This window comes from Pseudomonas sp. MWU13-3659 (assembly GCF_023757525.1).
In the GTDB taxonomy this organism is placed as follows: Bacteria; Pseudomonadota; Gammaproteobacteria; order Pseudomonadales; family Pseudomonadaceae; genus Aquipseudomonas; species Aquipseudomonas entomophila_E.
Genome location: NZ_JAMSHW010000006.1, coordinates 69,571 through 81,881, shown reverse-complemented (window position 1 = coordinate 81,881; position 12,311 = coordinate 69,571). Strand labels below are relative to the sequence as shown.

At 63.4% G+C, this 12,311-nt stretch carries 11 protein-coding genes; 7 read left to right on the top strand and 4 right to left on the bottom strand.

The genetic code is table 11. The features are described from left to right. Positions 1 to 13: 13 nt before the first annotated feature. Positions 14 to 652, bottom strand: a complete 639-nt coding sequence (locus NGM28_RS10060) for a peroxiredoxin (protein ID WP_011531644.1) — start codon at positions 650 to 652, stop codon at positions 14 to 16. Positions 653 to 817: 165 nt separating this feature from the next. Next, entirely contained in the window at positions 818 to 2,158 is a 1,341-nt protein-coding gene (locus NGM28_RS10055; RefSeq protein WP_252089992.1) for an OprD family porin, read from the bottom strand. 582 nt (positions 2,159 to 2,740) lie between these two features. On the opposite strand from NGM28_RS10055, the gene tauA reads away from it, so the two are divergent. From tauA to tauD, 4 genes are read left to right on the top strand one after another with little or no spacing between them, the layout of a single operon-like run. Beyond that, positions 2,741 to 3,712: a taurine ABC transporter substrate-binding protein gene (gene tauA, locus NGM28_RS10050; RefSeq protein WP_252089990.1), complete on the top strand. Its 972-nt coding sequence runs from the start codon at positions 2,741 to 2,743 to the stop codon at positions 3,710 to 3,712. Positions 3,713 to 3,725: 13 nt separating this feature from the next. After that, positions 3,726 to 4,505, top strand: a complete 780-nt coding sequence (tauB, locus tag NGM28_RS10045) for a taurine ABC transporter ATP-binding subunit (RefSeq protein ID WP_252089988.1) — start codon at positions 3,726 to 3,728, stop codon at positions 4,503 to 4,505. Further along, positions 4,502 to 5,341 carry a taurine ABC transporter permease TauC gene (gene tauC, locus NGM28_RS10040; protein ID WP_240064029.1) on the top strand — a complete coding sequence of 280 codons (840 nt, stop codon included), beginning with the start codon at positions 4,502 to 4,504 and terminating at the stop codon, positions 5,339 to 5,341. Before tauB ends, tauC begins: the two co-directional genes overlap by 4 nt. 48 nt (positions 5,342 to 5,389) lie before the next feature. Continuing rightward, the gene (tauD, locus tag NGM28_RS10035; RefSeq protein WP_252089986.1) at positions 5,390 to 6,223 is read left to right on the top strand and encodes a taurine dioxygenase; all 834 of its coding nucleotides are present in this window, start codon (positions 5,390 to 5,392) and stop codon (positions 6,221 to 6,223) included. 77 nt (positions 6,224 to 6,300) lie between these two features. On the opposite strand, the gene betT is transcribed toward tauD, so the two are convergent. Further along, positions 6,301 to 8,262 (bottom strand): choline transporter BetT, encoded by a 1,962-nt coding sequence (gene betT, locus NGM28_RS10030; RefSeq protein WP_240064088.1) that lies wholly within the window; start codon positions 8,260 to 8,262, stop codon positions 6,301 to 6,303. A 330-nt stretch (positions 8,263 to 8,592) separates the two neighbouring features. After that, positions 8,593 to 9,525 carry a serine O-acetyltransferase EpsC gene (gene epsC, locus NGM28_RS10025; RefSeq protein WP_240064031.1) on the bottom strand — a complete coding sequence of 311 codons (933 nt, stop codon included), beginning with the start codon at positions 9,523 to 9,525 and terminating at the stop codon, positions 8,593 to 8,595. A gap of 361 nt (positions 9,526 to 9,886) precedes the next feature. Here epsC and tcyJ point away from each other — a divergent pair, with 361 nt between their 5' ends. From tcyJ to tcyN, 3 genes are read left to right on the top strand one after another with little or no spacing between them, the layout of a single operon-like run. Further along, positions 9,887 to 10,681 (top strand): cystine ABC transporter substrate-binding protein, encoded by a 795-nt coding sequence (gene tcyJ, locus NGM28_RS10020; RefSeq protein WP_011531636.1) that lies wholly within the window; start codon positions 9,887 to 9,889, stop codon positions 10,679 to 10,681. Further along, on the top strand, positions 10,678 to 11,346 hold the full coding sequence (gene tcyL / locus NGM28_RS10015; protein ID WP_240064032.1) for a cystine ABC transporter permease: 669 nt from the start codon (positions 10,678 to 10,680) through the stop codon (positions 11,344 to 11,346). Before tcyJ ends, tcyL begins: the two co-directional genes overlap by 4 nt. Position 11,347: 1 nt before the next feature. Continuing rightward, positions 11,348 to 12,109 carry an L-cystine ABC transporter ATP-binding protein TcyN gene (tcyN, locus tag NGM28_RS10010; protein WP_240064033.1) on the top strand — a complete coding sequence of 254 codons (762 nt, stop codon included), beginning with the start codon at positions 11,348 to 11,350 and terminating at the stop codon, positions 12,107 to 12,109. Positions 12,110 to 12,311: the final 202 nt, after the last annotated feature.

Here is a 12,311-nt window from a genome sequence, read left to right as displayed (position 1 = left end):
AACGAGGAATTCCTTAACGATTCGGTTGCGGGGTCAGCCGCAGATAGGGTTTCACTGCCCGGTACCCTTTCGGGAAGCGCTGCTTGATTTCGTCTTCGTCCTTCAGCGACGGCACGATCACTACCTCGTCGCCGTCCTGCCAGTTGCCTGGGGTGGCGACCTTGTAGTTGTCGGTCAGCTGCAACGAGTCGATCACCCGCAGGATCTCGTTGAAGTTGCGCCCGGTACTGGCCGGATAGGTAATGGTCAGGCGCACCTTCTTGTTCGGGTCGATGACGAACAGCGAGCGTACAGTGAGGGTATCGCTGGCGTTGGGGTGGATCAGGTCGTAGAGGTCGGAGACCTTGCGGTCGGCGTCGGCGATGATCGGGAAGTTGACCACGGTGTTCTGGGTCTCGTTGATGTCATCGATCCACTTGTGGTGCGAGTCGACCGGGTCCACCGACAGGGCGATGGCTTTCACGCCACGCTTGGCGAAGTCATCCTTGAGCTTGGCGGTCAGGCCCAGTTCGGTGGTGCACACCGGGGTGAAGTCGGCCGGGTGGGAGAACAGCACGCCCCAGCTGTTGCCCAGCCATTCGTGGAAGCGGATCTTGCCGGCGCTGGAATCCTGTTCGAAATCGGGGGCGATGTCGCCGAGTTTGAGGCTCATGGAAGCGGCTCCTGTGCTGTGTCTGGCCTGGATGGGTTCAATGTGCCTGCTTCTGATTAAAAATAAAAAGAATAAATATCGATTTATTTATAACCATATTGCATACGAATTCACAGGCACAAAAAAGCCTCGCACTAGGCGAGGCTTTTCGTGTGCCGCTACGACTTACATGAAGGCGTAAGTGTAGTTCACGATGAAGCGAGTCTGATCCTGGTCGGCGCTGCTTTCGCCGCTACCACGGTAGACACCTTGACGCAGGCTGAAGCCCAGGCCTTTGAGGGTGCCTTGCTGAATGGTGTAGTCGACGCGCGCGTCACGTTCCCATTCGTTGTAGGTACCATGGCCGTTCTGGTTGCGAATGTCGTCACCACGCAGGTAGGCGACGGAAGCCTTCAGGCCCGGCACACCCAGTGCAGCGAAGTCATAGGAGTACTGACCGAAGTTGGTGTTCTCGCCAGCACGGGCGAACTGGTTGATCATGCTGTCGGTGAACAGGTAGAAGCTGGAACCGCCAGCACCTTCCGAAGTACCGCTGTCGTTGACCAGGTTGCCCTGACCCATCCAGACGAAGCCGCCGTCGTCGCCGACCTGCTGGCGACCGAGCATCAGCGCGTGGCCACCCAGGGTGTAGGTGAACATGGCCGACCAAGTCTTGTTGTCGATCTTGCCTTTGTTCTTGGCGTAGCCGCCGTTGTTGTTGAAGTTGTAGGTCGCGTCGTGACCGTTCTTGCCGTCGTTGCTGCTGTCGAAGTAGCGCAGGTCGGTCTTGAACGACTGGTCGTCAGCAATCTTGAAGACGTGGGTGGCGCCCAGGAAGTGCTGCTTGTAGAAGTCTTCCAGGTTCGAGTAGTAGTACTGCAGGGTCAGGTCTGGAGTGAGCTTGTAGTCCAGGCCGCCGTAGCGGAACTTGTTGCTTTCGGCGGTAGCACCGGCAACGGACAGGCCGGTACGGTTGCTCGAGGCACGACCCATCGCGTGGGTCAGCTGACCGGCGTTGATGGTCAGGTTGTCGATTTCCTTCGACTGGATGGTGCCACCCTCGAAGGTCTGCGGCAGCAGACGACCGTCGTTGGAGACCAGGATCGGCAGGTTCGGAGCCAGGGCGCTACCGAAGTGCGCTTCGGTCTTGGAGAAGCGTGCCTTGGCGTTGCCACCGATACGGGCCCACTGGTCCGCGGCGCCTTTGCCATCATCCGGGAAGAAACCGGCTTTGTGATAACCCTTGCCGCCGTCCAGACGGATGCCCCACAGGGCCTGGGCATCAACACCGAAACCAACGGTGCCTTCGGTGAAGCCCGAGATGTAGTCGAGCTTGAAGCCTTGGCCGGACTCACGCTGGTCAGGACGCTTGGCAGTCCCGGTGGCGTGGGCTTCACGGTTGTCGTTGTTGAAGTACATGGTGCGCGAGCTCAGGGACAGCTTGCTGTCCTCGATGAAACCTGCAGCGCCTGCTTGTTGGGCGAGAACCCCCAGTGCCACGGCCAGGGCCAGGCTGGACTTGTACATGCTTTGCTCCTCTACGTTCTAATTTTTGTGCGTCTCAAGCGGCGGGATCTTCTGCCCCACTCGCCTGGATTGGCGATTTAGCACCAATGCGTGACCGCCAAGTCAATCGTTGACGGCCCAATTGCGACTTTGGTCTAACCCGCAACCTGCGCTACAGGATAATGACAATCCTATAAATCCAAAATGACCGTTTTATGAATCTGTAAGATTTTTACGGAATAACATTGGAACCTTTACAGCCATTCGATGTATCGACGCTGTCAATCATACCTTTAGGTTATGTGCAAACGTTTGCCGTAGAGCGGCCCGTTGCCCGACCAAGCGGAGCCGAAAAAGGCTAGCAGGGAACCCTGATTCCGCCAGTGTCGCCCTGACCTGTAGGAGCCGGCATTGCCGGCGAACAGCGGCGTTGGCCCTTGTTCGCCAGCAAAGCTGGCTCCTACAGGACACATGCCGTTCCGAAAAGCCCTTCAGAGCATTTGGCTTTTAAGCTAATGCAAAAAGGTTATTTATTTTTAGTTTCTTAGATCATCTAGTCTTCTCGCCATCCATACCCCCATTTGCCTGACGAGAGGTTCAACCATGATCCCGCATGCTCCGCTGCGCCTGTTCGCCGCCCTGACCCTCGCCAGCGCCAGCTGGCTGGCCCAGGCCGCCGACCTGACCGTCGCCTACCAGACCACCGTCGACCCGGCCAAAGTAGCCCAGGTCGATGGCACCTATGAAAAGGACAGCAAGGCCAGCATCGACTGGCGCAAGTTCGACAACGGCGCCGACGTGATCACCGCCGTGGCCTCGGGCGACGTGCAGATCGGCTACCTCGGCTCCAGCCCCCTGGCCGCCGCCGCCACCCGCAAGCTGCCGGTCGAGACCTTCCTGATCGCCACCCAGATCGGCGCCGGCGAAGCGCTGGTCGCCCGCGACAGCATCAAGACCCCGCAGGACCTGATCGGCAAGAAAGTCGCCGTGCCTTTCGTCTCCACCGGCCACTACAGCCTCCTGGCCGCACTGAAGGCCTGGAACATCGAGCCCTCGAAGGTGCAGATCCTCAACCTGACGCCACCGGCGATCATCGCCGCCTGGAAGCGCGGCGACATCGATGCCACCTACGTCTGGGACCCGGCCCTGGGCGTGGCCAAGGAGAACGGCAAGGTGCTGATCACCTCCGGCGAGTTGGCCGAAAAAGGCGCGCCGACCTTCGACGCCTGGATCGTGCGCAAGGACTTCGCCGCCAAGCACCCCGAGATCGTCAAGTCGTTCGCCAAGGTGACCCTCGACGCCTACGCCGACTACCGCAAGGACCCGCAGGCCTGGCTGGCCGACAAGGACAACGTCGCCAAGCTGGTCAAGCTTTCCGGCGCCAAGGCGGCCGACATCCCGGTGCTGCTGCAGGGCAACGTCTACCCGCTGGCCGCCGACCAGGCCAGCGCATTGGGCGCGCCGACCACCCAGGCGCTGACCGACACCGCCACCTTCCTCAAGCAACAGGGCAAGGTCGAAGCCGTGCTGCCGGACTACTCGCCCTACGTCAGCGCCCAATACCTGCCCAACTGATCCGGAGCCCGTCATGGCCTTGCTTGAACTGGAGCGCATCAGCGCACAGTACCCCGGCGCCACCACCCCGGTGCTGGCCGACATCAACCTGAGCCTCGGGCCACGCCAGCTGCTGGTGGCCCTCGGACCTTCCGGCAGCGGCAAGACCTCGCTGCTCAACCTGATCGCCGGGTTCGTCGCCCCCAGTGGCGGGCGCATCACCCTCGATGGCGCGCCGGTGCAAGGCCCCGGTGCCGAGCGCGGCGTGGTGTTCCAGGACGATGCCCTGCTGCCCTGGCAGGACGTGCTGGCCAACGTCGCCTTCGGCCTGGAGCTGGCCGGCGTGCCCCGCGCCCAGCGCGAAGCCAAGGCCCGCGAGATGCTGGCGCTGGTCGACCTGGCGGGCTTCGCCGAACGGCGTATCTGGCAACTTTCGGGTGGGCAGAAACAGCGCGTGGGCCTGGCCCGTGCGCTGGCCGCCGACCCTCGGGTGTTGCTGATGGACGAACCCTTCGGTGCCCTCGACGCCTTCACCCGTGAACAGATGCAGGAGCTGTTGCTGCAGGTCTGGCAGCGCACCGCCAAGCCGGTGTTCCTGATCACCCACGACATCGAGGAAGCGGTGTTCCTCGCCACCGAACTGGTGCTGCTGGCCCCCAACCCCGGGCGCGTGGTCGAGCGCCTGCAACTGGACTTCGGCCGGCGCTATGCCGCTGGCGAGTCGGCCCGGGCGATCAAGTCCGATCCCCGCTTCATCGAAACCCGCGAGCACGTGCTGGCACGGGTATTCTCGCAACGCCAGGAGTCCGCATGAGCAGCATCGAATTGCCGGCCGCCGCCAAGCAGGCACAACGGACACAACCTGTGGTGAAAACCCGCAAGCCCTTGCCAACCCGCTGGATCAGCACCCTGACCCTCGCCACCCTGCTGCTGGCCTGGTGGCTGGTGACCGCCGCCGGCTGGATCGAACCGCTGTTCCTGCCGCCGCCTGGCGACATCCTGGCCAAGGGTTGGACCCTGCTCACCCAGGGCTACATGGACGCCAGCCTGTGGCAGCACCTGGGCGCCAGCCTCGGCCGCATCGGCCTGGCCCTGGTGGCCGCGACGCTTACCGCCATCCCGGTGGGCCTTGCCATCGGCTACAACCGCGTCGCCCGCGGCATCCTCGACCCGCTGATCGAGTTCTACCGGCCGATTCCGCCGCTGGCCTACCTGCCGCTGATCGTGATCTGGTGCGGCATCGGCGAACTGTCGAAGGTGCTGCTGATCTACCTGGCGATCTTCGCCCCGATCGCCATCGCCACCGCCACCGGTGTGCGCACCGTCGACCCGGCCAAGTTGCGCGCCGCCCAGTCGCTGGGCGCCACCCAGGCCCAGCTGATTCGCCACGTGATCCTGCCCAGCGCCCTGCCCGACATCCTCACCGGTATCCGCATCGGGCTTGGCGTGGGTTGGTCGACCTTGGTCGCCGCCGAGCTGATCGCCGCCACCAGCGGCCTGGGCTTCATGGTGCAGTCGGCGGCGCAGTTCCTGGTCACCGACGTGGTGGTGCTGGGGATCCTGCTGATCGCCCTGATCGCCTTCGCCCTGGAAATGGGCCTGCGTGCCCTGCAACGCAAGCTGGTGCCCTGGCATGGGCAGAGCCATTGATAGCCGAATGACCACGCCGGCAACCCGGCACCTGGAACGAGAAATGACATGAGCCTGACCGTAACCCCTCTCAGCCCGGCCCTCGGCGCGCAGATCAGTGGCGTGGACATCAGCCGCGAGATCACCGTCGAACAGCGCGACGCCATCGAGCAGGCGCTGCTCAAGCACCAGGTGCTGTTCTTCCGCGACCAGCCGATCAACCCCGAGCAGCAGGCACGTTTCGCCGCACGCTTCGGCGACCTGCACATCCACCCGATCTACCCCAACGTGCCGGAAACACCACAAGTGCTGATCCTCGACACGGCGGTCACCGACGTGCGCGACAACGCCGTGTGGCACACCGACGTGACCTTCCTGCCGACTCCGGCACTGGGCGCGGTGCTCAGCGCCAAACAATTGCCTGCCTTTGGTGGCGATACCTTGTGGGCCAGCGGCATCGCCGCCTTCGAAGCGCTGTCGGCGCCGCTGCGCGAGATGCTCGATGGGCTGACCGCCACCCATGACTTCACCAAGTCGTTCCCGCTCGAGCGCTTCGGCACCACGCCGGAGGACCTGGCGCGCTGGGAGGCGACCCGGCGCAACAACCCACCGCTGTCGCACCCGGTGGTGCGCACCCATCCGGTCAGCGGGCGCAAGGCGTTGTTCGTCAACGAAGGGTTCACCACGCGCATCAACGAGTTGAACGAGCAGGAGAGCGAGGCGCTGCTCAAGCTGCTCTTCGCCCATGCGACACGGCCGGAGTTCAGCATTCGCTGGCGTTGGCAGGAGAACGACGTGGCGTTCTGGGACAACCGCGTCACGCAGCATTTCGCGGTGGATGACTACCGGCCGAGTCGGCGGGTGATGCATCGGGCGACCATCCTGGGGGATGCGCCGTTCTGACCGACCGTGGAGTGCGTTCGCCGGCAAGCCGGCTCCTACGAGACCTGTAGGAGCCGGCTTGCCGGCGAACGGGCGATCTAGCGAACCAGATGCAGGTACTGCATGTGCCGCTCGTACTGGTCGAGGATGTCGTTGATGATCTGCTCCTTGCTGTAGCCCACCAGGTCGTAGTTCTGGCTGCCTTCGCTCAGGTGCACCTCCGCCCGGTAGTAGCGGCGGTTCTTCAACTCCTGGGTACCCAACCCACCCAACGCGAACGAGGGCGTGAAGTAGCCACGCATCTGCACCAGGTAGATGAACGGCTGTTCCTCGCCATGGCCGATCTTCAGGCTGACGTTGTCGTGGCTCGGGTCGTCCTGGGTGATCAGCACCAGGCCCTTCTGCTCGAACACCTCGCGCACCTCGGCGATCGCCGGGCGCACCACGTCATCCATGAAACGGTACACCTCGTCCCGCGACGGGAAGTGCACCGCCTGGCTCAGGCGCTGGCGCCAGCCGCCACGCCCGCGCCGCGACTGGGCGAACGGCGCCAGCGAGTGCATCTGCGCGATCTGCCGCTGGCTCTCCAGGTAGAACGCCTTGTGCAGCCCCCACATCATGCACAGCAGGATCAGCGAGAACGGCAGCGAGGTCAGCACCACCGCCGACTTCAGCGAATCGATGCTGCCGGCGAACAAGAGGCCGCCAGTGATCAGCGCGGTCATCGCGCCCCAGAAGATCCGCAGCCAGTTCGGGCCATCCTCGTCGGCGCCGCCGCCCTTGGCCGACAGCGTCGACAGCACCACGGTGCCGGAGTCGGCCGAGGTGACGAAGAACACGAAGCTGATGAACACCGTCACGGCGATCACCGTCTTGCTCCAGGGGTAGGTTTCCAGCAGCAGGTACAAGCTCATCGACGGGTTGTCGAGGGCCGACTGGCCGAGGGCGGTCATGCCGTGGTCGAGCACCTGGCTCATGGCGCTGTTGCCGAAGATCGACATCCACGCCAGGGTGAAGCCCAGCGGGATCAGCAGCACGCCGAAGACGAACTCACGGATGGTGCGCCCGCGCGAAATGCGCGCGATGAACAAGCCCACGAACGGCGCCCAGGCAATCCACCAGGCCCAGTAGAACACCGTCCAGCCACCCAGCCAGTCGCGGTTCTCGCCATAGGCGTACACATCGAAGCTCTTGCGCGGCAAGGCGCCGAGGTAATCGCCGAGGTTCTGGATCAGCGTGTTGAACAGGTGCTGGGTAGGGCCGGCGAACAGCACGAACAGCAGCAGCGCGCAGGCCAGGAACAGGTTGATGTCGCTCATCACCCGCACACCCTTCTCCACCCCGGCGACCGCCACGGCCACCGCCGCGCCCATCATCAGGGCGATCAGCAACACCTGCACCCACTGGCTGTGGCTGATGCCGAACAGGTAGTCGAGGCCTGCATTCAGATGCAACACGCCAAAGCCCATGTCGGCGCCCAGGCCGAACACCGTGGCAATGATGCCGAAACCGTCCACCGCATAGCCGATCGGGCCGTTGATACGCTTGCCGATCAGCGGGTACAGCGCCGAACGCAGGGCCAGCGGCAAGTTATGGCGGTAGGCGAAGTAGGCCAGCGCCATGCCGACGAAGGCGAACACGCCCCAGCCGTGCAGGCCCCAGTGCAGGAACAGGATCTGCATCGCCTGGCGCCCGGCCTCGGCCGTGCCCGCTTCGCCTTGCGGTGGCTGCAGCATATGGGTCAGCGGCTCGGAGACGCAGAAGAAGAACAGGGTGATGCTGATGCCAGCGGCGAACAGCATGCCGGCCCAGGACAGGTAGCTGAACTCGGGTTCGTCGTGGTCGGCACCGAGCTTGAGCTTGCCGTAGCCGGACAAGGCGGTGACCACCACGAAGACCAGGTACAGGGTCATGGCCAGCATGTAGTACCAGCCGACGGTGTTGGCCGCCCAGTTCTGCGCCGCCAGCAACCACTCGCCCGCCGCTTGCGGCTGGGCGATGACCACCAGGCCGAAAATGAGGATGAAACTGGCCGCGAAGTAGAACACGGGGGGGTTCATGCGGATCTTGCCGTTGGCAAGCTCGGGGGTCGGTGCACTCATTGAACGGGCACCTCGTCGAAGGACGTGAGGTTCGGATTGAACGGGTTCAGCAAAGGCGATTCCTCCTTTTGAACACCGGCAATGGACCAGCGTTTTTCGTTGAACAAGCGTTCAAGTTAAACATGGATCGGCCTTCAATGCGACCCGATGTCGCTGGGCGGGAGCCTTGCGGGGCTGCATTGCAGCCCTTCGCCTACAAGCCGGATCCTACGTTCTAGACGGGTTTACGCTACACGTAGGAGCCGGCTTGCCGGCGAACAAATCAGAAAAGCCAACAGCAATACGAGGTCAATTCTTATCCTGGCAATCCAGCTGCAGGTTGGCCTGGGTGATGTTGCTGTCGGCCGGCACGCTGCGGGTCAGCCACACGTTGCCGCCAATGGTCGAGCCCTTGCCGATGGTGATCCGCCCGAGGATGGTCGCACCGGCATAGATCACCACGTCGTCCTCGACGATCGGGTGGCGCGCCAAGCCCTTGTGCAGGGTGCCCGACTCGTCGCTGGGGAAGCGCTTGGCGCCCAGGGTCACGGCCTGGTAGATGCGCACCCGCTCGCCGATGATCGCGGTCTCGCCGATCACCACGCCCGTGCCGTGGTCGATGAAGAAGCTCTGGCCAATGCGCGCGCCAGGGTGGATGTCGATACCGGTGGCCGAGTGCGCCAGCTCTGAGCTGATCCGCGCCAGCAGCGGCAAGCCGGCCTGGTACAGGTGGTGGGCCAGGCGGTGGTGGATGATCGCCAGGATGCCGGGATAGCACAGCAGCACTTCATCAACGCTGCGCGCCGCCGGGTCGCCGTGGTAGGCGGCCAGCACATCGGTATCGAGCAGCACGCGCAGGGCCGGCAGGGCCGCGGCGAAGTCCTGGATCAGGCGCAGGGCGTGGCCGTCGACGTCGGTGACCTCGGTCTTGCCGTGGCGCGCGGCGTAACGCAGCTCCAGGCGGGCCTGGGCCAGCAGGGCGGTGAGCGCGGCGTCAAGGGTGTGGCCGACGTAGAAATCCTCGCTCTCTTCGCGCAGGTCCACCGGGCCCAGGCGCATAGGGAACAGCGCGCCGCACAGTTGTTCGAGAATCTGACGCATCGCTTCGCGCGAAGGCAGCTCGCGCCCGCCCTGCTCGCCGCTACTGCGGCCATTGCGGCTGCGCCACTGTTCACGGGCACTGCGCAGGCCGCTGACGATGCCCTGCAACTGCCAATACCCTATTGATGGTTGTTCGCTCACGGTGTTTCTCCTGCCAGGCAGCTTTCTCGGTATGCACACATTCCCTGTAGGAGCGGCCTTGTGCCGCGAAAGGGCCGCGTAGCGGCCCCGTCGATAGATGTTTCTGCGCGAGATCCCAGGGCCGCTGCGCGGGCCCTTTCGCGGCACAAGGCCGCTCCTACGGGGGAGGGTGTAAGCCACGATACGTCAAATCTGCTCTTGGAAAAAACAACGCTTTATTCCATCCTGAGCTAAGTCGGGCATAAGCCATTGCGGAAAGCAAAATAGGAATAACAACCTGATTTTTTATTATTTCCCGACCTATAAAGCCCACCTCTATAGTCGCCACCTCACTACTTCCACAACAAGCGCGGGGCCTGCCATGACCAAATTCGCCAAACCCCTTCTCAACGCCAGCCTGGCGCTCCTGCTCGGCGCCGGCCTGCTCGGCCAGGCCTTCGCCGGCGAGCAACTGAAGACCATCCAGGAAAAAGGCGTGATCAACGTCGGCCTGGAAGGCACCTACCCACCGTTCAGCTTCCAGGACGAGAACGGCAAGCTGGCCGGCTTCGAAGTCGAGCTGTCCGAGCTGCTGGCCAAGGAGCTTGGGGTCAAGGCCAAGGTCCAGCCAACCAAGTGGGATGGCATTCTCGCCGCACTGGAATCCAAGCGCCTGGACGTGGTGATCAACCAGGTCACCATCTCCGAAGAGCGCAAGAAGAAGTACGACTTCTCCGAGCCCTACACCATCTCCGGCATCCAGGCGCTGATCCTGAAGAAGAAGGCCGAGCAGCTGAACATCAAGACCGCCCAGGACCTGGCGGGCAAGAAAGTCGGCGTGGGCCTGGGCACCAACTACGAGCAGTGGGTCAAGCAGGACGTACCGAAGGCTGAAGTACGCACCTACGAAGACGACCCGACCAAGTTCGCCGACCTGCGCAACGGCCGCATCGACGCCATCCTGATCGACCGCCTGGCCGCGCTGGAATACGCGCAGAAAGCCAAGGACACCGAACTCGCCGGCGCGCCGTTCTCACGCCTGGAAAGCGGCGTGGCCCTGCGCAAGGGCGAGCCTGAACTGCTCGAAGCGCTGAACAAGGCCATCGACAAGCTCAAGGCTGACGGCACGCTGGCCAAGCTGTCCGAGAAATACTTCGGTGCCGATGTCACCAAATGATCGCTGAAAGCCTGCAACTCGTTGTCGACTCCGTGCCCTTCCTGTTGAAGGGCGCGGGTTATACCGTGCTGCTCAGCGTGGGCGGCATGTTCTTCGGCCTGGTGCTGGGCTTCGCCCTGGCACTGATGCGGCTGTCGAAGATCCTGCCACTGGACTGGCTGGCGCGCGTCTACGTGTCGTTCTTCCGGGGCACGCCGCTGCTGGTGCAGCTGTTCGTGATCTATTTCGGCCTGCCGCAAATCGGTATCGAGCTCGATCCGATCCCGGCGTCGCTGATCGGCCTGTCGCTGAACATGGCGGCGTACATCTGCGAAATCCTCCGCGCCGCGATTTCCTCCATTGACCGTGGCCAGTGGGAAGCCGCGGCCAGCATCGGCATGACCCGCACCCAGGCCATGCGCCGGGCGATTTTGCCGCAGGCCTTGCGCACCGCGCTGCCGCCGTTGGGTAACAGCTTCATCTCGCTGGTCAAGGACACCGCCCTGGCGGCGACCATCCAGGTGCCCGAGCTGTTCCGCCAGGCACAGCTGATCACCGCCCGGACCTTCGAGGTTTTCACCATGTACCTGGCTGTCGCGGTGGTCTACTGGATCCTCTGCAGCATCCTGGCGTACTTCCAGAACCGCATGGAAGCGCGGGTCAACCAGCACGACCAGGAGCACTGAGATGATCGTAGTAGAGGGCCTGACCAAACGGTTCAAGGGCCAGACCGTGCTCAACGGCATCGACCTGACCGTGCAACCCGGCGAAGTGGTGGCCATCATCGGCCCCAGCGGCTCGGGCAAGACCACCTTCCTGCGCTGCCTGAACCTGCTGGAAACCCCTGATGCCGGGCGTATCCAGATCGGCGACATCACCATCGATGCCGGGCGCCCGCTGGGTAGCCAGCAGAGTGCGATCCGCCGCCTGCGCCAGCAGGCCGGGTTCGTGTTCCAGAACTTCAACCTGTTCCCCCACCGCACCGCCCTGGACAACGTCATCGAAGGGCCGGTGATCGTCAAGAAGACGCCCCGCGAGCAAGCCGTCGAACTGGGCAGGCGCCTGCTGGCAAAGGTCGGCCTGGCGGGCAAGGAAGACGCCTACCCCCGGCGGCTGTCCGGTGGCCAGCAGCAACGGGTGGCCATCGCCCGTGCCCTGGCCATGGAGCCGGAGGTGATCCTGTTCGACGAGCCCACCTCGGCGCTCGACCCCGAACTGGTGGGTGAGGTGCTGGCGACCATCCGCGGCCTGGCCGAGGAGAAACGCACGATGATCATCGTCACCCACGAGATGAGCTTCGCCCGTGATGTGGCCAACCGGGTGATCTTCTTCGACAAGGGCGTGATCGTCGAACAGGGCGAGGCCAAGGCGCTGTTCGCCAATCCGAAGGAAGAGCGCACCCGGCAGTTCCTGCGCAAGTTCCTCGGGACCACTGCCGCGCAGGACTGAAATCCGGCGTTGTCTTCTTCGCGGGTAAACCCGCTCCTACAGGATCGCTGCTGAACCTGTAGGAGCGGGTTTACCCGCGAATGCTTTCGCACATCCGAAGCCGATTCCGACTTCTATAGATATTCCAAAGAGTTAGTTCATAAAACTTTTATAAACGAATAGGGTATATCCACCGGACCACCGGACCAGCAAACGTCTGTCG

What these genes read in the sequence shown, in the direction of transcription:
- NGM28_RS10055 (WP_252089992.1), bottom strand. Translation starts at nt 2,158, where the DNA reads ATGTACAAGTCCAGCCTGGCCCTGGCCGTGGCACTGGGGGTTCTCGCC.
- tauA (WP_252089990.1), top strand. Translation starts at nt 2,741, where the DNA reads ATGATCCCGCATGCTCCGCTGCGCCTGTTCGCCGCCCTGACCCTCGCC.
- tauC (WP_240064029.1), top strand. Translation starts at nt 4,502, where the DNA reads ATGAGCAGCATCGAATTGCCGGCCGCCGCCAAGCAGGCACAACGGACA.
- tcyL (WP_240064032.1), top strand. Translation starts at nt 10,678, where the DNA reads ATGATCGCTGAAAGCCTGCAACTCGTTGTCGACTCCGTGCCCTTCCTG.
- tauB (WP_252089988.1), top strand. Translation starts at nt 3,726, where the DNA reads ATGGCCTTGCTTGAACTGGAGCGCATCAGCGCACAGTACCCCGGCGCC.
- betT (WP_240064088.1), bottom strand. Translation starts at nt 8,262, where the DNA reads ATGAACCCCCCCGTGTTCTACTTCGCGGCCAGTTTCATCCTCATTTTC.
- tcyJ (WP_011531636.1), top strand. Translation starts at nt 9,887, where the DNA reads ATGACCAAATTCGCCAAACCCCTTCTCAACGCCAGCCTGGCGCTCCTG.
- NGM28_RS10060 (WP_011531644.1), bottom strand. Translation starts at nt 652, where the DNA reads ATGAGCCTCAAACTCGGCGACATCGCCCCCGATTTCGAACAGGATTCC.
- tauD (WP_252089986.1), top strand. Translation starts at nt 5,390, where the DNA reads ATGAGCCTGACCGTAACCCCTCTCAGCCCGGCCCTCGGCGCGCAGATC.
- tcyN (WP_240064033.1), top strand. Translation starts at nt 11,348, where the DNA reads ATGATCGTAGTAGAGGGCCTGACCAAACGGTTCAAGGGCCAGACCGTG.